Annotated in this window: 23 protein-coding genes; 13 read left to right on the top strand and 10 right to left on the bottom strand. The window is 36.6% G+C overall.

Annotated elements, in window-relative coordinates; all coding sequences use genetic code 11:
• Positions 1–27: 27 nt before the first annotated feature.
• Genes EHQ49_RS10470 through EHQ49_RS10500 form a run of 7 tightly spaced genes read right to left on the bottom strand, consistent with a single transcriptional unit; the run spans position 28 to position 4,646 of the window.
• Positions 28–939, bottom strand: coding sequence for a phosphatidate cytidylyltransferase (locus EHQ49_RS10470; RefSeq protein WP_135579128.1), 912 nt, complete (start codon positions 937–939; stop codon positions 28–30).
• Entirely contained in the window at positions 936–1,649 is a 714-nt protein-coding gene (locus tag EHQ49_RS10475) for an isoprenyl transferase (RefSeq protein WP_135579129.1), read from the bottom strand. Before EHQ49_RS10475 ends, EHQ49_RS10470 begins: the two co-directional genes overlap by 4 nt.
• Before the next feature lie 6 nt (positions 1,650–1,655).
• On the bottom strand, positions 1,656–2,207 hold the full coding sequence (gene frr / locus EHQ49_RS10480; protein ID WP_135579131.1) for a ribosome recycling factor: 552 nt from the start codon (positions 2,205–2,207) through the stop codon (positions 1,656–1,658).
• The gene (gene pyrH / locus EHQ49_RS10485) at positions 2,197–2,943 is read right to left on the bottom strand and encodes a UMP kinase (protein ID WP_135579133.1); all 747 of its coding nucleotides are present in this window, start codon (positions 2,941–2,943) and stop codon (positions 2,197–2,199) included. The genes frr and pyrH overlap by 11 nt, the downstream gene beginning before the upstream one ends.
• On the bottom strand, positions 2,933–3,529 hold the full coding sequence (tsf, locus tag EHQ49_RS10490) for a translation elongation factor Ts (protein WP_135579135.1): 597 nt from the start codon (positions 3,527–3,529) through the stop codon (positions 2,933–2,935). Before tsf ends, pyrH begins: the two co-directional genes overlap by 11 nt.
• A gap of 5 nt (positions 3,530–3,534) precedes the next feature.
• A complete protein-coding gene (rpsB, locus tag EHQ49_RS10495) occupies positions 3,535–4,410 on the bottom strand; it encodes a 30S ribosomal protein S2 (RefSeq protein ID WP_135579137.1) in 876 nt (291 codons plus the stop codon).
• Between the two features lie 2 nt (positions 4,411–4,412).
• Positions 4,413–4,646: a hypothetical protein gene (locus EHQ49_RS10500; protein ID WP_020776532.1), complete on the bottom strand. Its 234-nt coding sequence runs from the start codon at positions 4,644–4,646 to the stop codon at positions 4,413–4,415.
• 450 nt (positions 4,647–5,096) lie between these two features.
• On the opposite strand from EHQ49_RS10500, the gene EHQ49_RS10505 reads away from it, so the two are divergent.
• The 4 genes from EHQ49_RS10505 (at position 5,097) to EHQ49_RS10520 (ending at position 11,614) form a co-directional block, all read left to right on the top strand.
• The gene (locus tag EHQ49_RS10505) at positions 5,097–5,642 is read left to right on the top strand and encodes a dihydrofolate reductase family protein (RefSeq protein WP_135579139.1); all 546 of its coding nucleotides are present in this window, start codon (positions 5,097–5,099) and stop codon (positions 5,640–5,642) included.
• 88 nt (positions 5,643–5,730) lie between these two features.
• Positions 5,731–6,459 carry a class I SAM-dependent methyltransferase gene (locus EHQ49_RS10510; protein WP_135579141.1) on the top strand — a complete coding sequence of 243 codons (729 nt, stop codon included), beginning with the start codon at positions 5,731–5,733 and terminating at the stop codon, positions 6,457–6,459.
• A 339-nt stretch (positions 6,460–6,798) separates the two neighbouring features.
• A complete protein-coding gene (locus tag EHQ49_RS10515) occupies positions 6,799–9,858 on the top strand; it encodes a PAS domain-containing protein (RefSeq protein WP_135579144.1) in 3,060 nt (1,019 codons plus the stop codon).
• 247 nt (positions 9,859–10,105) lie between these two features.
• Positions 10,106–11,614: an LA_3751/LA_3752 family putative glycosyltransferase gene (locus EHQ49_RS10520; protein ID WP_425269851.1), complete on the top strand. Its 1,509-nt coding sequence runs from the start codon at positions 10,106–10,108 to the stop codon at positions 11,612–11,614.
• A gap of 20 nt (positions 11,615–11,634) precedes the next feature.
• Here EHQ49_RS10520 and EHQ49_RS10525 read toward each other — a convergent pair whose 3' ends face one another.
• Complete coding sequence (locus tag EHQ49_RS10525; protein ID WP_135579148.1) at positions 11,635–12,498, bottom strand: DUF6544 family protein; 864 nt, start codon at positions 12,496–12,498, stop codon at positions 11,635–11,637.
• A 91-nt stretch (positions 12,499–12,589) separates the two neighbouring features.
• On the opposite strand from EHQ49_RS10525, the gene EHQ49_RS10530 reads away from it, so the two are divergent.
• The 3 genes from EHQ49_RS10530 to EHQ49_RS10540 all read left to right on the top strand — a co-directional run bounded on the left by EHQ49_RS10530 (position 12,590) and on the right by EHQ49_RS10540 (position 14,911).
• Positions 12,590–13,462: a hypothetical protein gene (locus EHQ49_RS10530; protein ID WP_135579151.1), complete on the top strand. Its 873-nt coding sequence runs from the start codon at positions 12,590–12,592 to the stop codon at positions 13,460–13,462.
• A gap of 128 nt (positions 13,463–13,590) precedes the next feature.
• Positions 13,591–13,983: a VOC family protein gene (locus EHQ49_RS10535; protein ID WP_135579153.1), complete on the top strand. Its 393-nt coding sequence runs from the start codon at positions 13,591–13,593 to the stop codon at positions 13,981–13,983.
• 106 nt (positions 13,984–14,089) lie between these two features.
• On the top strand, positions 14,090–14,911 hold the full coding sequence (locus tag EHQ49_RS10540) for an AraC family transcriptional regulator (RefSeq protein ID WP_135579155.1): 822 nt from the start codon (positions 14,090–14,092) through the stop codon (positions 14,909–14,911).
• Positions 14,912–14,978: 67 nt separating this feature from the next.
• Here EHQ49_RS10540 and EHQ49_RS10545 read toward each other — a convergent pair whose 3' ends face one another.
• Positions 14,979–15,449, bottom strand: a complete 471-nt coding sequence (locus EHQ49_RS10545) for a nuclear transport factor 2 family protein (protein ID WP_135579157.1) — start codon at positions 15,447–15,449, stop codon at positions 14,979–14,981.
• Between the two features lie 100 nt (positions 15,450–15,549).
• On the opposite strand from EHQ49_RS10545, the gene EHQ49_RS10550 reads away from it, so the two are divergent.
• Both EHQ49_RS10550 and EHQ49_RS10555 read left to right on the top strand, forming a co-directional pair.
• Entirely contained in the window at positions 15,550–16,152 is a 603-nt protein-coding gene (locus EHQ49_RS10550; protein WP_135579159.1) for a TetR/AcrR family transcriptional regulator, read from the top strand.
• Positions 16,153–16,199: 47 nt separating this feature from the next.
• A complete protein-coding gene (locus tag EHQ49_RS10555; RefSeq protein WP_135579161.1) occupies positions 16,200–17,039 on the top strand; it encodes an SGNH/GDSL hydrolase family protein in 840 nt (279 codons plus the stop codon).
• Between the two features lie 41 nt (positions 17,040–17,080).
• On the opposite strand, the gene EHQ49_RS10560 is transcribed toward EHQ49_RS10555, so the two are convergent.
• The gene (locus tag EHQ49_RS10560) at positions 17,081–17,908 is read right to left on the bottom strand and encodes a metallophosphoesterase (RefSeq protein WP_135579164.1); all 828 of its coding nucleotides are present in this window, start codon (positions 17,906–17,908) and stop codon (positions 17,081–17,083) included.
• A gap of 146 nt (positions 17,909–18,054) precedes the next feature.
• On the opposite strand from EHQ49_RS10560, the gene EHQ49_RS10565 reads away from it, so the two are divergent.
• The 4 genes from EHQ49_RS10565 (at position 18,055) to msrA (ending at position 22,291) form a co-directional block, all read left to right on the top strand.
• Positions 18,055–19,635 carry a methyl-accepting chemotaxis protein gene (locus EHQ49_RS10565; protein ID WP_135579166.1) on the top strand — a complete coding sequence of 527 codons (1,581 nt, stop codon included), beginning with the start codon at positions 18,055–18,057 and terminating at the stop codon, positions 19,633–19,635.
• Positions 19,636–19,749: 114 nt separating this feature from the next.
• The gene (locus EHQ49_RS10570) at positions 19,750–20,940 is read left to right on the top strand and encodes a diguanylate cyclase (protein ID WP_135579168.1); all 1,191 of its coding nucleotides are present in this window, start codon (positions 19,750–19,752) and stop codon (positions 20,938–20,940) included.
• Between the two features lie 252 nt (positions 20,941–21,192).
• Complete coding sequence (locus EHQ49_RS10575) at positions 21,193–21,552, top strand: hypothetical protein (protein ID WP_244241442.1); 360 nt, start codon at positions 21,193–21,195, stop codon at positions 21,550–21,552.
• A gap of 43 nt (positions 21,553–21,595) precedes the next feature.
• Positions 21,596–22,291 (top strand): peptide-methionine (S)-S-oxide reductase MsrA, encoded by a 696-nt coding sequence (msrA, locus tag EHQ49_RS10580; RefSeq protein WP_208732202.1) that lies wholly within the window; start codon positions 21,596–21,598, stop codon positions 22,289–22,291.
• Positions 22,292–22,311 lie beyond the last annotated feature (20 nt).

The raw sequence follows: 22,311 nt of genomic DNA on the forward strand, positions 1-22,311 counted from the left end.
ACTCTTAGACCGTTCCGAAAGTGGGAATCAGACCGCGTAACCGAGAATTCCCTTAAATAGGAAGTAATAGTAAATCACAGGAACGGTAAAAAGGAGTGCATCTGCCAAATCAAGAACCCCACCATGGCCCGGGATCAAACTTCCGGAATCTTTGATTTTCGCATCTCGTTTCATCGCAGACTCAGCCAAATCTCCCATCACAGAAATGACAGAAACCACAAAGGCAACAATCACGGATTCAATCACTCCAATTGGCAATTTCACACCGCTAAAATGTTCCCAAGTGAAATTTAGAATTTGGACACCGACAACAGCTGTGATGTTTCCCGTCACATATCCTTCCCAAGTTTTTTTAGGAGAGATTTTCAAACCGGCAGGATGTTTTCCAAACCAACGACCACCAAAATAGGCTCCTGCATCACTCATAAAAGTAATTACGGAAACTAAAAAGATATAATAAGCACCAAAAGGGAATGCGAGTAGGAGTAAAAAATGTCCGATGGGAATCGCTAAATAAATAGGACCAAGGATGGTGGCACTCGCAGAAAATAAAGCACCATCTAACGGACGTTTTAGAATTTGCAAAATCCAAACAGTTAAGGAAAGTGCGATGAGTAAAAAAGGAATCGGATGGAATCCTTCGCGAAGAATCTTAGACAATTCCAAAACAAAAGCGGGAGGAGTCACTTCGAACTGAAGGCCTAAAAACTGAATGTAATAGACTGTAAAAATTAAAATCGAAAAGAATAATCCCGTTCCAAAAAAAGGTTTGGAGTCTTCTCGTCTGCAGAATGCATACAGTTCTTTTAAACCCAAGTAGATGGTAATACAACCAAAGGCATAGAACTCCAAATAGTAAAAAGAACTATGGAAGATCATGAACACATATACAAATGTTAATACAATTGCAGAAAGGATACGGAGTGTTGTCTCACTCATAACAAACCACCAAATTTACGTTTTCGGGAATCAAAAAAAAGAAGGGCTTCTTCCAAAGAAGTTCTTCCAAAGTCCGGCCAAAGAGTATTTGTAAAATACATTTCAGCATAGGCACTCTGCCACAAAAGAAAATTGGAAATCCTTTGTTCTCCCGCAGTTCTGATCAATAAATCTACCGGCGGCAAAGGGGATGTATACAAATATTTTTCAAATTCTTTGGTACTAATGGGTTTGTCCAAAGTTTCTTTTTTGGACTTCCGTGCAGCCATCACACGGGAAAAATTACTGAGGATCTCTTCATGACCGCCATAGTTCAAACAAAAGTTGGCAGTCAGTTTTTTGTTCTTTTTTGTGACCGCCATGGCATGGTCAATTTTTGAGAGAACCGTTTTAGAAAGTTTATTCCGTGCTCCACTATGATGGATACGAATGCCTTTTTGATGGATGGTATCGAGTCTTGTTTCGATAAACTCAACTAACAAACCAAAGATGGCTTGGATTTCTGTAATAGGGCGTTTCCAATTTTCTGTGGAAAAAGCATAAAGAGAGATGTTGGGGATTTTGTATTCCAAGGCCACATCCAAAAGGCGATCAATTGCGTTCGCCCCTTCTCTATGGCCTTCGGTTCTTTTTTTCCCCTGGCTTTCGGCCCACCTTCCATTTCCGTCCATGATGACAGCAATGTGTGCGGGGATTGAGTTCAACTTCATAGAAAATTAAAGAGTAGTGATCTCTTTTTCTTTTTCCTTTTCTAAGTCTCCCAATTTGGCAATATAAGAATCCGTAATTTTTTGGATTTTGTCTTGGTGGCCTTTTAATTCATCTTGGGACATTTCTGCCTGGTGTTTTTTTAATTCATCATTGGCATCACGACGGATATTACGAATGGCAACTTTTTTTTCTTCGGCCTTTTGTTTGACCACTTTTGCAAGTTCTTTCCGTCTTTCCCCTGTTAGTTCAGGGATATTGATTCGGATGCTAGACCCATCGTTGTTTGGAGTGAGTCCAAGACTTGCTGCAAAAATTGCTTTTTCAATGTCTTTCAACATTCCTTTTTCAAAAGGAGTGATGAGGATGACCCGAGGTTCTGGGCAAGCAATTTTACCAAGTTGGTTTAAAGGAGTGAGTGTTCCGTAATAGTCAACTCGAACATCTTCCACCATCATTGGGTTTGCTTTCCCCGTACGAATCGTACCGAAATCTTTTTTCAAAGCATCTACGGTTTTGTCCATTTTGGACTGCATGGATTTTATAATTTCATCTACCATCTAGAATCACTTCCTCTGAATTGGAGATCAATGTACCAATTGGTTCTCCATCGATTAATTTTCTTAAATTTCCTGCCTTAAAGATATCAAAAACGATGATGGGCATATTATTGTCCATACAGAGACTAAGAGCAGTTGAATCCATCACCTTTAACCGGTGTTTGATGGACTCCATAAAAGAAACTTCTAAGTAACGTTTTGCCGTTGGGTCCTTTTTAGGATCCGCAGTGTACACCCCGTCTACTTTTGTGGCTTTAAGAATGACTTCACATCCTACTTCCACAGCTCGTAGAGATGCAGTTGTATCCGTTGTAAAATAAGGATTTCCTGTTCCACCAGCGAATATAATCACACGATTTTTTTCTAAATGGCGAACGGCACGTCTACGAATATAAGGTTCTGCAACAGATTTCATTTCGATGGCGGAAAGAACTCGGGTAAACATCCCTTGTTTTTCACATGCATCTTGTAAGGCGAGACCATTCATAATGGTGCCAAGCATTCCCATGTAGTCTGCAGTAGCTCGTTCCATTCCGGACTTTGCTAAAGTTTCGCCACGGATCATATTTCCACCACCCACAACCACAGCAACTTCTAGACCTAAGTCATGAACTTCTTTGATTTGTCCGGCAAGTGAAAATGTTTTATTGGTATCAATACCTAGTTCACCCTCACCGGCAAGAGCCTCGCCGGAGAGTTTGATAAGAATTCTTTTGAAACGCGGACTAGTTCCCACCTACTTGGAACCTCGAGAACCTACCAACAGTAATGTTCTCTCCAAATTTCGCAATGGCTTCTTGGAGAAGGTCATTGATGGTTTTGGAGTTGTCACGAATCGATTTTTGATGGATCAGACAAATCTCTTCAAAGTATTTTTTCATTTTACCAGGAAGGATCTTTTCGATTTGGTCTGCTTTTTTGCCTTCTTTTTCAAGAAGAGCTTTTTGTACACCCATCTCATTGTCAATTTCTGACTGAGGAATTGATTCTTCGTTTACGTAAAGTGGGTTCATCGCAGTGATTTGAAGAGCGATCTCTTTTCCAAGAGCTTCAAACGCTTCATTGTTTGCAACGAAGTCAGTTTCACAGTTCAGTTCTACAAGAACTCCTGTTTTTCCTGTTCCGTGAATGTAAGCGATGACTTTTCCTTCACCAGTTTCACGACCAGCACGTTTCGCTGCTTTCGCTAAACCTTTTTCTCTTAAATAAGTAACTGCTTTTTCAATATCACCACCCTTTTCTTCGAGGGCTTTTTTGCAGTCCATCATCCCCGCGCCTGTACGTTCGCGAAGATCTTTAATTTGTTCGGAGCTAACTGCCATTAGTATTATCCTTCTGTAGTAGGTTTTACTTCTGCCGCTTTTTTTGCAGCTTCTACATCCACAGGGATGTCTTTTGCAACTGGAGGAAGTTCATCGTCCATAATGAATTTTCCGGACTCATCATACTCACCTTGGTATTCAAGAGCAAGTTGTTCTGCGTCCATATCTTCAGCAAAATTAGTTTGGATCACTTCTCCACCTGTTCCTTCTAACACAGCATTTGCCATAGTATCAAGGAAAAGAGAAATAGCGCGGATTGCATCATCATTACCTGGAATTGGGTAATCAATTGGCTCTGGATCACAGTTTGTATCAATCACTGCAAACACTTTCAAACCAAGTTTTTTTGCTTCTTTCACAGCGATTTCTTCTTTTTTAGGATCGATCACAAAAAGAATTTCAGGCACAACAGCCATATCTTTAATTCCACCAAGTGTTTGGCGAAGTTTTTCTAACTCACGTTTGAGAGACAGTGCTTCTTTTTTAGTTCTAGCTTCTTGTTCGAAAGAGTTGTTCTCTTCCATTTGCTCAAGTCTTTTCAAACGAGCAATTGACTTCTTCACTGTGTTCCAGTTAGTAAGAAGACCACCTAACCAACGGTTAGATACATAGTACATACTGCACGCTTGTGCGGCTCTTTCAATAGCACCACGAGCTTGTTTTTTAGTTCCTACAAAAAGAACTTTCTTACCTTGACCGGTAAGTTTTTTCAAAGCATCGTAAGCTTCTTTTGTTTTTTGAACAGTCTTTTGAAGGTCGATGATGTGAATTCCGTTACGAGCAGTATAAACATACGGGCTCATTTTTGGATTCCAACGACGTGTTTGGTGACCGAAGTGTACGCCTGCTTCTAGCAGACTTTTCATGGAAATTACTGACATAGTTACCCCTTTTTTAATGCGAGATATCCAGACGCTACAAGACCAACGATACTTGCAGGGGTTAGCTGGAACTCGACTTTAATTATGTAAAGCTCTAATGATACTGGTGAATCGAACAAAAACCGAGAGAGGTATGTTGTGCCAAGAAGTCGGTCAAGGACCACTCCAGCCACAGCTCCCGCCATCAGTCCCAAAAAAAGCACGAGAAGTAGGTTCCCGATTTGGGTTTTGTTCATCCAAAAGCACCTTTGTCAAGCTTCCCTGTCAGGATTTGGAATTTAGGCAGATTGTCAAGGGGAAAGGTATCTGAAGGTTTCCGAATTCAAAACAAGAGGCAAAGAAGAAAGAATGAATCTTCGGAAAAACCCTTTTGATGGTTTGGGGCGCCTCCCCTCTTTTCGAAAAGTTCACTCAAATCGAAAAGGACCGGGCTCCTTCGGGGTGCGCTCTCGCTCCCGTCCGAAGAGGCTCAAAAACGCCCCTTCGGACCAAGCCCTTCAGATCCCTGGCGCAAAACGGTCTGGTTTTTCCTGGACCAAGAAAGAAAACCATTCACCCTACGGAGTTTTAGTCTTTTGGTTCATTGACAAATACTCAATTGACACAACGTTTAGATACCGTTGAATCACTACTCGAATCAGCCACTTCCCTATAAAAAAACAAACGATAACAGAAAAAGGATCCAAATGAGAAAGTTAATTGCTGCGATCAATATGACCATTGACGGATTTTGTGACCATACTTCCGGAATCCCAGACGAAGAAATTCACCAACATTACGCCGATCTTTTAAGAACTGCTGATACCGCATTCTATGGCAGAACCACTTACCAACTCATGGAATATTGGCGCACAGTCCTAAACCATCCTACGGGAGATAAAACAAAAGATGATTTTGCAAAGGCGATTGATCAGATCCAAAAAATTGTTTTTTCGCGAACTTTAAAAAATGTAGATTGGAAATCCGCTAAATTAGCCAATCAAAATCTCGAAAAAGAAGTATCCGACAAAAAACTGCAACCAGGAAAAGATATACTAGCCTGCAGTCCAAGTTTGATCGTTTCGTTAACAAAACTTAATTTAATAGACGAATACCAACTCTGCGTTCATCCCATCATTGCGGGTAGCGGTTTGACTTTATTCAAAGATATAAATGAACACATTAGACTAAAACTCACTCAAACCAAACCCTTTCGCTGTGGTGCAGTCCTTCTATATTATCAACCCACATAGAATGGGGCAAAGAAAAAGATAACTTTGAAAAAATGATTTTTGAAACAAAAAGATTACAGGTCTTAGAAGGGTTAAAGGAATCCAACGGATGAATACAAAAAAACACTACGAAAACCATCTGGGTCATTTTTATACCTGGATGCTCGGCGATTGGAAAACAAAACAAACCGAATTCCTAGAATTTCTCAAATCAAAATCACTGGCTGCTAAGGGCAAGGAAGTGGCGATTGATTTAGGTGCAGGTAATGGAATCCAATCAATCGCCTTATCTAAATTAAATTACGAAGTGATAGCAGTTGATTTTAATCAACAACTGCTATCTGAATTAGAAAAAAATGCAAAAGAGCAAAAACAACCCATTCAAATTGTAGATGCGGATATTCTGTCCGTATCACAATTCCAATCGAAACGACCTTCATTGCTTATCTGCTGCGGAGACACCCTTACCCATCTATCTTCTAAAGAAGAAATCAAAGAATTTTTAAAATCTTGTTATGAATGTTTAAAACCAGAAGGGAAACTACTTCTTTCCTTTCGTGACTATTCGATACCTCTCGAAGGAAATTCTCGTTTCATCCCAGTAATGTCAGATAATTCCAAAATTCATACCTGCATATTAGAATATGAGGAAAATCGAATTCGAGTCACAGACCAACTCTATGAAAAAAAGAAGGATGTGTGGGAAATGTCAATAGGTTCTTATTTCAAAACTCGCCTAAGAAAAGAAGAATGCCTTCATTATTTAGAAGAATTAGGATTTCAGATTGAATGGACAGAGATGTTCCAAAGAATGATCACCATTCTTGCCAAAAAATAAATCCAAAAGACCTAAACCAACAAACCAATCAGAATGATAAAAAAAGCCCCTTGTTAAAAATGCGGATATATCCCATGCCTTTCCTGAACGAGAGGTTTTTCCTTGGGACTCAGTTTCGCGCAAGGACCTATAGAGTTGCCCACCGCGACTAAGTGCCAGAAAAGACGCACCCTAAAAATCTTGGGAATAAAGTGAAGGAGATACACAAAAATCTGGACTTTCTTAGAGTCTAAGTAAACAAAACAATACAAATTCTTTACCTCAGGGAAATCCCATAATTTACTGTATATATTTCCTTGAATTTTTCTAATTCTAATTTTGCCCTATGGGATTGTTACCATGAAAGCCGAAGACACAATGAGCCTAGAGGACGCCAAAAAGAGAATCGCTGAATTGGAAAAAATCCTCCAGGAGAAGGAAGAAAATACCTATAAAACTTTTTTTGAGCAAGATGAAGAAGCCATTGTTGTTTTTGATATCGAAAGTCGATTGTTTACCGACTGTAATACAAAACTGACAGAAACACTTGGGTTTACTAAGGAAGAATTTACCAAACTATCCGTAATGGATATCAGCCCAAAACACCAACCTAATGGACAATTATCAGAATCTCTCGCCAAACATTATATTAGTGAAGGATTCAAATATGGGAACATACGATTTGATTGGGTTCACCTAAACGACAAGGCAGAGGAAGTTTTTTGCGAAGTCCGTTTATACAATTATACAACCGCCAATGGTGGAGCATTCGCAAGAGCAGTGATCCAAAAAAAAGACCAAGTGGTGCAACTTCAAAAAAAACTAGAACAAAAAGAAAAACTTTTATCTAAGGTTACACAAACACTTCCTGGAATCATTTATATCCAATCAATGGCTACCGATGAATTTCTGTATTTAAACAATACTTTAGAAACACAGTTAGGTTATGATTTTGATTCCATTTTAACATATGATTTTCTAATTAAAAATATTTTACATCCAGACGATGTCCCTCGTATCGACGAACATGCTAAACGGATGTTGTTAGAAAAAAATACGGATATTTACGAAATAGATTTTAGAGTATTTCATAAAAACGGAAACATTCATTGGCTTCGTGTTTGGGAAACTAACTTTTCTTTTAATGCAGAAGGAGTCCCAACAGAAGTATTAGGTATTGCTCAAGATATCACTAGCATCAAAAACATTGAATTTAACTTAAAAAAACAAAACGAACTCGGGGAAGAAATTCGTAGGACTTCTAAATCAGGGGTTTGGGAATGGACAGTGGCCACCGATACCATGTTTTGGACTCCAGATCTTTATTTTTTATTAGGTACCGATCCAAAAGACCTTACACCCACCAAGCAGAAGTTAATCGATTTTTTCACACCAGAATCTCGGGAAATTTTAATTTTTGCACTTAAAGACGCGGAGTTTCAAAAAGAATCGTTCGATTTAGAGTTAGAGATGATGGCTAAATCCAGATTTTGGGTTCGTGTCCAAGGAAAAACACTAGAAGATCCAAATCATCAAATCAAAATCATTGGAAGTATTGAAAACATAGATGACTCAAGGAAAAAAAGAATTGCACTTTTGGAAAATGAACTTCGATTCCACAAAGTGGCTGATCAGACAGGCCTTATCATTTATGATTATGATGTAGATTCTGGAAAAATTGTTTGGGACGGTGCCATCAAATCTGTATTAGGTTACGAAAAAGATGAATTTAATTTATTCGATATAGATGGTTGGGAAAACCTCCTTCACGAAGAAGACCGTTTACATACTGTCCAAGCACTCAAAGAATCCATTGCAACAAGAACTCCTTACAGAGCCTATTACCGAATCAAAAAAAAAGATGGTTCTTACACACCGATTGAAGAAAGAGGAGCCTTTTTATCCAAAGATTTTTCAGGGCCAGGGCGGCTTGTCGGTGTATTAGAAAATGTTTCTGCAAGAGTAGAGTTTCTCAAAACTATCGAAACCAAAGAAAAACGATTTCGAAATTTTTACAATTTTGCAAGTGAAGCCATTGTCATCACCGAAGAAGATAAAATCGTCGATGCTAATTTTGCCTTCCAGAAATTATTTGGATATGATTCCTTCCATGAAATCACAATTTCTAGTTTGATTGGCGACCCTTTATGGATGGGATTATCTTTTAAGGATAAAAGTTTTTCCACGGAAGGCCACACCAAATACGGAGTTTCAATCCCTTTACAAATTAACAAAAAAGCTTTAGGTGATGGAAGATACCTTCTTTCGTTTATAGATCTAACTTCAATTAATGAAGCGGAATCAATCAAACGAGCACTAGATGATATTCAAGAAAGAAATGATCGCATTGTTTCGCAAAAACTAGAACTCGAAAGAGCTTTAGAAGAATTAAGACTCACCCAATCTCAACTGATCCTAAACGAAAAAATGGCTTCGTTGGGCCAATTGATCGCTGGTATTGCTCACGAAGTTAACAATCCATTAGGTGCAATCAAAGCCTCGAGTGAATTGATTTTGAATAAAATAAAAGGTCAAATTCCTCGACAAAATGAAATCATTCATTTTTTAAATCAGAAACCAACAGAAGTAAGAGAAATTTATTTTGCTTGGCTCTTAAAATCTTTTAATACCAAAAACCATTTCCACGGCTCCGTTTCCAGAAAACAAAAAAGAATTTTAGCGGCTCATCTAAATGAACTAGGTTGCAAATATTCGGAAGAAATAGCTGAAGAAGTCATTGATCTCGGAATTCAAGATTCTTTTCCAATGATTGAACACCTCTCCAAGGAAGATGATTTTATAGAATTATTCAATTATGGAATTGATTATATCCAATCAGCTCAATATCTAAACTCAACACTCGAATCCATCCAACGTGTTTCAAAAATCTTATATGCGTTAAAAAACTTTGCTCACTTCGACAAACTCGGAGTAAAAGTAAAAGCTGACTTAATTTCCAATATAGAAACAGTTTTGACTCTCTACAACAACCAAATCAAAACGGGTATCACTGTAGTGAGGCATTACCCGGAAAATCTTTCACCAATTCTTTGTTATCCGGATGACCTTATACAGGTTTGGACAAATTTAATTTTTAATGCCATCCAAGCAATGAGTTACAAAGGGAAACTCACGATTTCTGTAAAAGAAAAACATTCGAACTCAAACCGAACACCCTTCCTAGAAGTGACTATCGAAGACAATGGATCTGGGATTCCGGAAAGTATAAAGGATAGGATCTTTGAACCTTTTTTCACAACAAAAGAATTGGGAGAAGGAAGTGGTCTCGGGCTTGATATCGTACGGAGAGTCATTCTCAAACACAACGGTCATATTGAAGTGGAGTCCGTCCCAGGAAAAACCTGTTTTACCGTGCTTTTGCCGATAGAAAGGGAAAACAAAGATCAGACAAAGGTCTAATCTTTTTTGGAAAATAATTTCCAAATAGAAAAAGATACGAAGAATTCCCATCGCAAGCATTCATGTCCTTGTGACTTGAGTGTTGTCATTGTTTTTTATTTCAAAAAGACATACTTTCAATATGAAATTCCCTAAATTGAGGAATCTTACGTATATTCTGTACGCAAAACAAAGAAACTCTTCATTTTCAAAAATTCAGTCAATTTATATTTGCTAATTTTAATCCTTCGATTAAATCGTATGCATTGTGACAAAGTATCGAAACACTGCCATCACCCTTTTTTGCCTCTCGTTTTCGTTACTTTTAATCCAATTTTTAATACGAGTAGATACATACTATTTATCCGATCCCCTTGTGAAGATGATTCAAGTAATCTCTCTTTGGAACCAAAATTGGTCCACGGAGGGAATTTTATATCCATCAACGGATTTGGATCCTCTCTTTTTAATGAGCCCGTTAAACGAATCTTTTGTTTTTTTACATGAGGGAAAACTGATTGGCCCGTTTCCGATTGGATTTACCTTTCTTTATTCCATTTTTGGGTTGATACCGTTTCGGTTTCTTCCCTATTTGAATGTTGTATTTCTAATCTTATTCATAAGGTTATTATACAAAAATGGGATACAACCTTCCGTCCTCATTCTAACAATTCTTGGAACCGTCGCATTTCCTCTGCTCATCGATTTTTCTGAGAATGGTTTATTTCTGATTTTTGCCGGTTATGGGTATACTTTTCTGTACCAGGCTTTTTTAAATGATAAAAAAGAAAACTGGATCTTAGGGAATATTTTTTTAGGATTGTCTCTTTGGTTTCGTCTCGAAGGAATTCTATTATTCTTAACTATCCAACTTACGATTTGGTTGATTCACTTTTATATAAAAAAACAATCTCTTTCACAAACTCTACATCCCTTACGTTATATTATTTTTTTTACTCTTCTATTTTTTTTCCTGATTTGGAATACGATTAATTATTCACACCCACTAGGCACAAGATACCTAACCAATTTTGGTAAAATAGAAAAACAAATCCATGAACAAATTCAAATTTTTTTGGCAATTGTATTCACATATCCAAGATCCAATGCCTGGGCCTTAGGTTTTTTTATACATACCCCTGTATTTTTATATACCCTCATCCAATTACGAAAAAAACAAATTTTTCAAAACCCAACCCTACTCTTTCATTTTTCGATAGTTATCATTTTTACATTGCTAGTTGGTATCACCGCACCTAATGATGGAGTGACTTTAACTGGAAGGTATTTATCAGTTTTGATTTTACCACTGTCTTTCCTTCTGAACGATCAAATTGCAGAATTAAAAAAAACTAAAATACGTTTTTATTTATTTTTTGTATGGTCTTATCTCTGCACCTTACTCATTTTAGTCGTTTTTTATTTATCTAGCCAAGAGCTAAAAAAACTACGTAAAGAATTGGCTCAGTTTGAATCTCCGTTAATAGTCACCACCAACGAACTCCTTTCCGGAAGTTACGGTTTAGATCTACTGAACAAAAAAGTAATTTCTGTTCGGAAGGAATACTTTGTAAAATATCTATTTTACAACATTCAAAATGCAAAACAAAATGAATTTATGGTTTTGACAGTTGCAAAAGTGACCAAATATAATAAAGAAGAAAAGGATGTCTTTGCAGAAATATTATCGGAAGCCAAATATTCAGGTTATGATTGTTCCAAAGAAGAACGTTCTGCAAGGGTGATTGGTCGGAGATGTATCAAAATAGAAAAGTAACCACCTTTATAGATAATTTTTTATTTTAGGTTCTGTTCCTTCAAATTGTATTCCACAGATTTTAAGAAAAATTTTCCATAAATAAAATCTCCTGCAGGATCATTCCAAATGGCCTCTCCATAAGTAGGAACTTTAATCCCGTTAAATTCTTTATAATCGCGAACAGGAGTTGTCCAACGTAACTTCCGTAAACTTCCATCATCCTGTAGGGCAGAACGATCCTCCGAAACAAATTTAACAAGTTCCCCTTTTTCATTAAAATAAAGGAAGGCTGAAACCTTATATTTACCGTTTTGATAAATTACCTTAGCAGACAAACGATCCACTGGATCCCAAGTAATTTTTTGATCAATGAGTGCCGATGGTATAAATAAACATAAATCGTTTAGTACTGTTACCGTTTCTGCGATCGACAGCTCTTCACCAGATAAATTGACAACGTCGAACAGAGATGCTACACGAACAACCATCGTTGCTTTTTCTTCGGAATAAGAATGTAAAACACGAAATGGGATTCCCATCTTATTTGCTTTCATAAAAAAATAACGAGCAGGATGTTTCAAAAAATTATACTGATCCGAAGAAGAAACCATCGGTTTCGAGTTGGAATTTTGATACATCAATTCATCAAAGGTAATCCGAATATTTTGTACTTTTGGTTTTCCTATGACACCCGTGTATCTTAAATACTTTTGAACGGGTGTAGGCATATGTCGAATGTCAGATTCCGTAACTATTGTTAAGCCAAACAATGGTTGTTTTTTAAATTCGGATTCTACTTTCGATTCAAAAGAAGACTGGATAGTCTGACATCCCAAACAAAGAAAACAAAGACTAATTCTCCAAATTTCAGTCATTCGATGATTAATATTCGCTTGTTTCATCTTTAGAATCCTCCTAAAAAATATCCGCATCGACTCTAATCCTTTTTTTGATACTAAGTGATCTAAATAGAAAGCAAAAAATTGAATTGAAATGATTAGATTGATTCTATATTCTCATCACACCATGAAGAATTTTTTACTTAGTTTACTTCCTTGGACAACAAGGGAATGGTCTGATTTTTTTGCTGATTTAACTCCTCTTCTTGGTTTGTTTATTTTTGCGGCAGAACCAAGAAACGTTATGTTAGCTCTTTATCCAGAATTGTACTTTGTATTTGGATATGGAATGCTTCGCCTAATCTCTACTGGTATTTATACAGCCATCCAACAAAGTAAAGAAATGGGTTTACAAGATTTAGAAATTCCAGAACCCATCATTGGTAAAATTTTCTATTTTATCTTTGTTCCTTTTTTCGGACTAATACTTTTCATTGCGCTCTTATGCATTGTGTCTTTATTAATTGGTTTTAATTTTTTCTTTTATATGCTGATCGAATTGTTCCTAAGTGTTGCGAGTACAGGAGGTTTAGAAATTAATTTCAATTTTCTGACCCTCTACCAATCATTAGAACCCAAAGAACAGTATTTTATTTGGGGAGTTTTTATATTTACTCTTTATCGTTATCTTCCAAAGATTTTTGAATTTTTCAAAAAAGAAACATACAAACACCAAAAAGATTCTTGGGTATGGATAGCCATGGGTACACCCAAAATTCAGAAAAACAATCAATTCCAAATGATGGTGAAAACATTTCAAAATATGATAGGAACAAAGGGCAAACCATCCGATATCTGGGAATACACTCCCCTTATCTACATTGGATTTTTATTCTTATATTTTACTTCGATCATACTGATGATTAAATTTCCATTGATGGGACCAGTTTTAACTCTGGTAATCAAAGCATTTGCTGAAATGTATTTTTTTCGACTCTACAAAGAAGCGCAAGGGATCGTAGCGTAAATCCTTTGCGCAGCAAAGATTGAAGCGTAGAGCGCGGTCGCACTCGTGCGATGCGCCCCAAAAATAGCAAAAACGATCCAATCTGTTTTTTTATCTTTGGTAAACTATGATTTACAAGAGGAAAAATTATGGCATTCCAACAAATCCAAACAGGGATCATCACTGAAAAATTAACAGAAACAAAAACTTTTTACGAAAAATGGTTAGGGTTAGAAACCAAATTCGAATCGGATTGGTTTGTATTACTTTGTTTACCAAACCGTCCCGAAGTAGAGTTAGCGATTATGAAACCTAACCAAACACAGGTGAGAAAACCTTATTTTCAAATCCCGTATCAAGGAAAAGGAATTTGGTTTATCTTCGAATCCAAAAATGTGGAAAAAGAATTTGAAAAGCTGAAAGAAAAAAAAGCACCCATAGACCTTCCTTTAACGAAAGAGGAATGGGGAGATTTACATTTCACTTTAATTGATCCAAACGGAATCGGAATCGATATTGTTCAAGAACGAAATCCAAACTAAAAATTAGAAAGACAAATAGGGATGTTCTTTCTTAACTTTGTTTTAGAAAGTAAGAAAGGATTATCCCTTGTCACAAAACCCGAATCTTTATCCAATCTGGAACAAAATGGAAGGACAATTAGATGAAACGATTGGCCTAAACCAAATTGCTTTTTTTACAGGATATAGTGATTGGCATTTTCATCGTTTGTTTAAAAAGGTCCAAGGAGAAAATGTAAAAGAATACATTCGAAGGTTACGTTTAGAAAAAGCAGCTTACGAGTTAAAAATCACAAACTTTCCTATTTTAGAAATTGCCATCGAAGCCGGTTTTTTATCACATGAAGCTTTTTCAAAAGCATTCAAACGTGTGATAGGTGTTACTCCCTCTGAATTTCGAAAAAAATACCAAAAGAAAAAATCATTATCAAATACAAATCACCAAACATTGCCAAACGGTATTTCAAAATTCGGATTTCAAAAAAAAACAATTCAATCCTTTTCAATCGCCTTCATTCGTCATATCGGATCTTATGAAGAATTACCTGGTCCTATCCCCGAAAGCCAGGAAGTAAAACAAATCCAATCTTTGATTCAAAACTGGAACTTATCACAAACAAATCATAAATGGATTGGGATCAGCCAAGATGATCCAGAGATTTCGCCAAAAGGGAAAATTCGATTTGATTTAGGAATTACAATCGGGAGTTTGCAGAAAAAAATAGACCAAGGTTTCGGGATTCAGTCCATTCCTGGCGGGCAGTATTTACAGATTCGATACCAAGGAAATTATCAAGGCCTACCAAAAATTTACGATTGGATATTGAATGAATATATAAAAACAACTACAATCAAATTAAAAAACCAACCACCTTGGGAGTGTTATTTGAATCCATTTGAAAACAATGTAAATAAACGAATTACGGACATCTACATTCCTATTCGCTAATGAATTCTTGTTAGTTACTCCCAAGTTGGTCAAAACTTCTTATAGTTTTTAAGAGCTTATCAAATTTTTATTTATCCAAGGCTTCAAGATAGGAGGCACTGTCTTCATAAAAATGATAAGAGAATATCTTTCCATCTTTGATTTGAACTTTCAAAGCCCAGTCACTTTCAAAGGGTTTGTTAGTTTGTTTTATAATATGCAAAAAACTCCCACTGGCAAACACCCAATCTTTTTTGCCAACAATTTGATCTACTTGGAATCGTTTGGTATCAAACTGTGATCCCATATTTTTTAAGAATTCTTCTGCTCCTGAAATACCAGTATAAGTTCCATACAATTGGTTTTCGATGCGATTTTGGTTGCGAACCGCTGTAATCGTTGTTTGCGGATGAAAACAATTCAACACACCCTTCGCATTCCCTTTTCCAAACTCACTAAAAAATGTCTCCAGAACCTTTTCCCCAGAGGGAGAAGCCGATTTGGCCAACAATCCAACACTTCCAAACAACAATGTAGCTAAAACTACGATTGATTTCATTTATATCTCCTTAAATAACGATACCGACAGTATCGTTATTCGATACCATACGTATCGAAATATGATTGACAGTCAATATTTTTTTATGGAATTTTGATTTATGGCAGTAAAAAAGAAAATAACACCAAAAACTGCGGGCCGACCTAGATCTGATGATTTAGAACCTTTAATACTCAAAACAACTTATGAGATGTTAGCAAAAAAAGGTTATCATGGGTTTTCCATTGATGATATTGTATCGGAAACGGGGATCGCAAAAACAACTATCTACAGACGATGGCCAAACAAAGCAAATCTTGCTATGAACACAGTCACTCATATGATTTCACCTTATTTGGAATTTCCGAAAGAAGTTCCCTTTAAGAAGGCAGTACTCGACCAAATGGAAGCATTATCCGTTGTATTTTCTGGAAAATTTGGACGTGTTATTTCCACTTTAATAGGGGCCGGGCAACAAGATTTAGAATTGTCCGAATCAATTTTGGAAAACTATCTTTTACCCAGAAGAAAAGCAGCCAAAGATTTTTTCCAACATGCCGTCGAATCCAAACAGATTCAACTTCTTTCTGACTCAGAAATTGATGTTTGTATGGATATTCTTTATGGTTCTCTTTACTTTCGTTTACTACTCAAACATGAAAAACCACAGTTCCAGGATTTACGATCTTGGTTAGAAAGATTTTTAAAAACATTAGAAAAATAACCAAATTTTGCTTTTTCCTTTTTTAATTTTTATTAGGATCGACGGACATGACACACTTAACAAAACTCTGGATCCTTTCATTTTTTATATTTGAGTCCTGTGTTATTTTTCAAGCAACGAAAGTGCCGACAAATAATCTAAAGGCGGCAATCGAAACAAAATCAAACAAAACCCCTACAGTTGTTTTTCTTGGGGATAGTATCACTCATGGTCGAGTGAGTTATGATTATGTAGGTTCTATAGCAAAACATCCTGCTTTAGCCGATTACCAAGTGATTAATGAAGGAATTAACAGTCGCCTAACCGTTCAAATCTTAGAACAACTCGAAAACTTAAAAGAACTAAAACCCGATTATGTTTTTCTTTTGATTGGAACCAATGACTTAAAGGCCACACTATCAGAAGAGGAATACAAACGTTATGAGAAAATTTGGAAATTAAAAGATCCTGTTTCCGAAACAAGTTTTGTGAACAATCTAACTAAGATCATCCAAACCATCCAAAAAGAAACAAAAGCCAAACTCATTGTGTTTTCACCACCTATTTTAGGTGAGGATTCAAACTCCATTCCTTTCCAAAGATCAAAACGATTTGCTGAACTGACCAAACAAGTATCAACAAAAGAAAACACAATCTACAAACCTCTACATGAGGCCCTATCGAAAGGTCTGGAAGAATCCAATCTGAGTCCTCGAAAATCTTATACCCAAAACACTTGGAGTATGTATTGGACCATTCTGAAATATTATTCCACTACCTATAGTTGGAATGATCTAGGAGAAACAAATGGTTACTATTATTTAACAGATGCAATCCATTTGAATGAACGAGGTGGTAAGATTTTGGAAACCATGGCCTTACAGGAAATTTTACCCAAAAAGGAATAATAGATATAGTATCAGTCGATTGATCCTATCCCGATTTGATATTAATTTTTAGACCTAAGTACAATGATGGGAATTTCTGCGGGGCAATAAAAACGAACAGGAATGATCGACCAACCTATTCCACTTGAGATAAAAACATCCTCTCCAAAACGATTCTTTTTAAAACCTTTATCCAGTAATTTATCAGTTACTGGCAAAACAGGAGAGTATTCAAAAAATGGAATCCGAATCTGGCCACCATGAGTGTGACCTGTGAGAAATAAATCCACTTTTGTATTATGGTTTGTATTTGAGGAATCAGGGTTATGAGCGAGAATAATTCTAAAAATATTATCGGCCTTAGATAAATTCACTGAGTCTATTTCAAAGTGATCCTCCCAAAAATCACCTAACCCAACAAATGCGATTTCCTTATTTTTTCTACGGATCAAAATTTCTTTGTTCCTTGCTGATTTTCCACTCTCTTCTAATAACTTAAGTGAGAGTTTATGATTGGCCCAATGGTCGTGATTTCCATTCACAAAAAGAACCTGTTCTTTAGCCGAAAACTGATTTAGAAAAGGCCAAACTGCTAATAATTCAATATCTCGATTTCTTTTTTTTACATAATCACCGAGTCCAACAATCACGTCAGGGTTCAAATCATTTGTTTTTAAGACCAAACGTTGAATCCAAAACTCAGGATTTAGAAAACCATAATGTAGGTCGGTAACAACAGCAATTTTAAAACCGTCGAACTCCTTGGGAATCCGTTCGGAATAGAATTCGTACTCAGGAAATCGGACCACATACCTTTCTATAAAAAATGAATTGATACATAAAAATAAAAACAGTAAGGATATAAATTTAATTTTTTTTCCGAATTTCATTTGGATAACACTATTTTAAGAAATGAACTAAACTTACCAGATTTTTTATCGTCATAGAGAACATAAATCGTGTTATAGTATGATTGATTAAAAGCCGATTTAATTGTAAGAACGACCGAAAGACCGTCCACTTTGGAGACTAGGGAATGTCCGCAGAAACAAACGAAATCAGCCGCTTTGAAAGAACTTTATTCCGCAAAGGAATCTCCCTAATTGTTTACACAAAGTACGGACTCAGTGCTGTTTTTTTGCTGGGGGTTGCTTCTAACTTTGCCACAAAAAGTTTTGTACCTAACTTCATCGGATCTCTGATTTTTTTACTCAATGGTCTCATCCCTGGTCATTTTCTGCGCAAAGGAAAAGAAATTTCAAGAACTTGGGCATTTACTATTATCTTCATCGACCTACTAATATTAGTTAGCTTTTTCTACCTAGATGTTTATAATAACTATACAAAAGGTGATGCAAGTAACACGATTAACGCTGGCATTTTTTATATTATATTTGTTTTCATTGCAATTTATTCTAGTTTTCTTTTTGAATCTAAACTAGTAATGATAGTAGGAATCTTTTCCACCTGTCTTTATTTAGGTGGGATTTACTTATCCAAAATTCTTGGTTCTGCACTTGTCGCCAAACCTTATCCTGATATGTTACGGGCAAACCATATCATCGTTGCGACGGAAGTTCAAAAAGTCATTTTTTTCTTTGGCGTTATTTTTAGTTTACGTTTTGTAGTCAGTTTGATGCGAGAGATGCAATCCGATTTAAAAATAAAACTGAAAGATACATTAGAAAAACAAACATTTATTACAAACAAATCGAATCAAATGGAAAAGTCGGCAACCACCCTAGCCACTTCCGTAGACACACTTCAATCTATGTCTGATGAACTACATAACCAATCTCAAAATCAAGCTGCCTCCGTGGAAGAAATCTCAGCTTCCGTGGAGGAACTTTCCTCTTCTGCCGTAAGTTCTGCAAACTTAGTGGAAGATCAAGTGGCAAGAGTCAAAATTGTGGACCAAGACTTTATCTCTCTTCAAAATATCAGTGAAAGTGTAAAATCCAAAACCACACAAATTGCAAAAGACGTAAGTCTTTCTGCCGATTTTAGCAAAAAAGTAAAAACATCCTCAGAAGAACTCAATAGCATTTATTCGGAACTCAATAAAGCTTTCTCCAAAGTAGAAGAAATCAATCAAATGATGTCAGAAATCGCAGACCAAACCAACTTATTAGCGTTAAATGCATCAATTGAAGCAGCCCGTGCTGGAGAACATGGACGAGGATTTGCTGTAGTGGCACAAGAAGTGGCAAAACTTGCTGACCGTTCACAGTCCAATGCAGGAACCATTGCAAAAATCGTAAAAGAAGCCGGTCTCAAAATCAATGAAGGAACCCGATTTTCAAAAGAAGTAAAAACCCAAGTGGAAAGCCAAAACCAAGAATTACTTCGAATCGAAAGTGAAATTCTAAGTTTAGAAGGCCACGTCACCGAACAAGAAAATTTAAACGCCAAACTCAGAGTTACTTTCTCAGAACTCCATGTATTGTCTGAACAAATTGGAGTGATTGCACAGGAACAAATGACTGGCAGTAAAGAAATTAACCATGCGATCACAGTGATTGATGAAACCACACAAAAGCTGGCAGACTCTGTCCAACTCCTCTCTGAGGAGATCAATGAGATCCATTCGCAATCGAAACAGCTAACGGCAGGCTAAGGGATTTCCCTTTACACTGAACAAAGTTTTAGGAACAAAACCTGTCTTTACAACAGGTAGCTTTCCTAAAATCTTGGGAAATTGTAGGAAATAAATTGATTAGCTTAGTATGCCATGTTGAAATCTAAACAAACCAGTCGGCCCGGCCAACGAATCGAAGATACCATTATGGCAATTTTGGAAGAGGATCCTTGTAATGAGGAAAGTCTGTTCCAAAAAATCAAACAAGGGCAAACCCATACTTTAGAAGACTCACAAATTTATTCTGCTTTGTTAAAGGTTCTTACTTCCTTAGACATCTCTGAAAATGAATCAGAGGCCATTTGGAAAAATATCATCGATAACAAAAACAAACTCACCCATTGTTTGGGTCGAGAAGTTGGAATTCGGGTTGCTGCCTTAGATTATTTCACCAACATCAATCCAAAAATCAAAAACCCAAAAATCATTGAAATGAAGCTTTTCGCTGAGACCGAAAAACTAATATTAGTTGATGAGCTCACAAGACTGTATAATAGAAGACATTTTGAAACGGCTCTCGTTCGCGAATTCAAACAATCAACCAGATACAACCAAAACCTATCCCTACTTATTATTGATATTGATGATTTTAAAAAGATCAACGATACTTATGGGCATACGACAGGTGATGAAATCCTTAGTAAAGTAGCCAAAAAAATTACATCTTGTTTGCGTACAGAAGATACGGCTTGCCGTATTGGTGGTGAAGAGTTTGCTGTGATTTTTCCACAAACAAACGAAGAACAAGCCCTGATCGCATCGGAAAAATTATTAGAAGCCTGCCGCACCATCCAACTGAGTGGAAAGTCTGTTACCTTAAGTGGAGGGATCGTATCTTATCCAGAAAAAGTCAAAACTTGTGGAGAAATGTATGATCTAGCAGACCGTGCATTGTATACGGCAAAATATTCTGGGAAAAACCAAATTGTTGCTTATTCGAATGAAAAAAGAAGCAGTTTGCGTTTTGATGCCAACCTAGAACTACTTTTTATTTTACCAGATAAAACTTTAAAAACCATTTCAAAGAACATCTCAGTTACGGGTATAGCCTTCGATACGGAAGACGATATCACTCTAAATGAATCTTTTGACGTCAAACTCCGTGAGTCAGATTCACAGAATGAAATTAATGCCAAAATCAAAGTGATTCGAAAAGAAGAAGTTGGAATTCAAAAATTCCATATGGGTGCCGAGTTTTTAGAACTCTCTTCCGAGGACCAAACAAAATTATCAGAACTCTATACTCTACACAGGTACAAATCTAAAATTCCAACCGGTGTTTGAATCAGGTCAAAAGCCAATCACAGCATTCTGATCAAAATGAAATAAATTTTCCTTGCCGGAAGTATCGATTTCAGGTTCCATTCAATCGTGTTCGGTTTTTATCTCTGTTTCTTCTGGATCCTCATTCGTTTTTTTTCCCCTGAGTTTTCATGGCCTTCTGGCCTAGTCCCCCCACTTCAGTTTCTTTTTTGGTGGAATCTCATTTTTTCTGCCTTTTGGTTACTCCTGATTTTGGTAGTGGTCTTTGGACTTTTGGGATTTTTACTACGAATTCCCGTTTTAGGAATTTTATTACAAGGAATCCGAAACCAAGTGACGGAAATTGGTTGGTACAAGTTCCTTCTGAACAGAACGACCGTTTGGTTGTTAAGTCAAACCCTCATCCTTTTTGGCTCTTTTGTTTTTGGATACGGAGGAGGTTCTGAACCTTACGTGTATACAGCGGCCCTAATGACAACGGTCTTAGGTTACTTCATTAAACAAAATTTTTACAAACCGATGGCGCGTTTTTCGGGATCAAAAAATATATTTATCTATCGGGGTAGAACCGGTAATGATTCTCCGCTAAACCCAGACCAGTTCCCAAAAGAAAAAGATGTAACCCCTTCTTAAACCAATTTTGTTTTATTACTAAACCACTTGGACAAACAATCTAATGGATATGGCCTCTACAAAAAAAATCTCATTTTATCCGTTATTCCCTTTTGGAATTTTATTATTTATCTCTCTTTTAGTTAGTTTCCAATGCCATCTTTTTTCGGAAAAAGATGAGAAGGTTCAAAGGATTCATCTAGAACCAAAAAAAGGACAAAAACTGGCAGCTTTTGCAGAAGGTTGTTTCTGGTGTTCGGAACATATTTTTGAATCCGTACCGGGAGTTTTGGAAGTTGTATCAGGATATGCGGGTGGACATACAAAAAATCCAACTTACGATTCAGTAAACACGGAAACAACGGGACATGCAGAAACTGTTTTGGTTTATTATGACCCGTCTAAGATAGATTACGCGGAACTTTGTAGGATTTTTTTCCTTTCCCATGACCCAACGACATTGAACCAACAAGGCCCTGACGAAGGATCTTCTTACAGATCAATTCTATTTTATAGTTCCGATGCCGAACTAAAAATCGCCCAAAAAATCCAAGAAGAAATTAAAGAAAACCGAATTTGGAAAAATCCAATTGTTACTGAATACCAAGAACTAAAAGAATTCTATCAGGCAGAAGGTTACCACCAAAACTTCATTCAAAACAATCCAAACCAATCTTATGTACGTAATGTTTCCATTCCAAGATACAAAGAATTTCAGTCGCGGTATGAATTCTACAAAACTGCCAAAAAACAAAATTAACTTTATTTTGTTTTGGTTCC

The organism is Leptospira perdikensis, assembly GCF_004769575.1.
GTDB classification, from domain to species: domain Bacteria; phylum Spirochaetota; class Leptospiria; order Leptospirales; family Leptospiraceae; genus Leptospira_A; species Leptospira_A perdikensis.

Coding starts and splice junctions, on each gene's coding strand:
- EHQ49_RS10470 (WP_135579128.1), bottom strand. CDS start 939: ATGAGTGAGACAACACTCCGTATCCTTTCTGCAATTGTATTAACATTT.
- EHQ49_RS10475 (WP_135579129.1), bottom strand. CDS start 1,649: ATGAAGTTGAACTCAATCCCCGCACACATTGCTGTCATCATGGACGGA.
- frr (WP_135579131.1), bottom strand. CDS start 2,207: ATGGTAGATGAAATTATAAAATCCATGCAGTCCAAAATGGACAAAACC.
- tsf (WP_135579135.1), bottom strand. CDS start 3,529: ATGGCAGTTAGCTCCGAACAAATTAAAGATCTTCGCGAACGTACAGGC.
- rpsB (WP_135579137.1), bottom strand. CDS start 4,410: ATGTCAGTAATTTCCATGAAAAGTCTGCTAGAAGCAGGCGTACACTTC.
- EHQ49_RS10500 (WP_020776532.1), bottom strand. CDS start 4,646: ATGAACAAAACCCAAATCGGGAACCTACTTCTCGTGCTTTTTTTGGGA.
- EHQ49_RS10505 (WP_135579139.1), top strand. CDS start 5,097: ATGAGAAAGTTAATTGCTGCGATCAATATGACCATTGACGGATTTTGT.
- EHQ49_RS10510 (WP_135579141.1), top strand. CDS start 5,731: ATGAATACAAAAAAACACTACGAAAACCATCTGGGTCATTTTTATACC.
- EHQ49_RS10515 (WP_135579144.1), top strand. CDS start 6,799: ATGAAAGCCGAAGACACAATGAGCCTAGAGGACGCCAAAAAGAGAATC.
- EHQ49_RS10525 (WP_135579148.1), bottom strand. CDS start 12,498: ATGAAACAAGCGAATATTAATCATCGAATGACTGAAATTTGGAGAATT.
- EHQ49_RS10530 (WP_135579151.1), top strand. CDS start 12,590: ATGATTAGATTGATTCTATATTCTCATCACACCATGAAGAATTTTTTA.
- EHQ49_RS10535 (WP_135579153.1), top strand. CDS start 13,591: ATGGCATTCCAACAAATCCAAACAGGGATCATCACTGAAAAATTAACA.
- EHQ49_RS10540 (WP_135579155.1), top strand. CDS start 14,090: ATGGAAGGACAATTAGATGAAACGATTGGCCTAAACCAAATTGCTTTT.
- EHQ49_RS10545 (WP_135579157.1), bottom strand. CDS start 15,449: ATGAAATCAATCGTAGTTTTAGCTACATTGTTGTTTGGAAGTGTTGGA.
- EHQ49_RS10550 (WP_135579159.1), top strand. CDS start 15,550: ATGGCAGTAAAAAAGAAAATAACACCAAAAACTGCGGGCCGACCTAGA.
- EHQ49_RS10555 (WP_135579161.1), top strand. CDS start 16,200: ATGACACACTTAACAAAACTCTGGATCCTTTCATTTTTTATATTTGAG.
- EHQ49_RS10560 (WP_135579164.1), bottom strand. CDS start 17,908: ATGAAATTCGGAAAAAAAATTAAATTTATATCCTTACTGTTTTTATTT.
- EHQ49_RS10565 (WP_135579166.1), top strand. CDS start 18,055: ATGTCCGCAGAAACAAACGAAATCAGCCGCTTTGAAAGAACTTTATTC.
- EHQ49_RS10570 (WP_135579168.1), top strand. CDS start 19,750: ATGTTGAAATCTAAACAAACCAGTCGGCCCGGCCAACGAATCGAAGAT.
- msrA (WP_208732202.1), top strand. CDS start 21,596: ATGGATATGGCCTCTACAAAAAAAATCTCATTTTATCCGTTATTCCCT.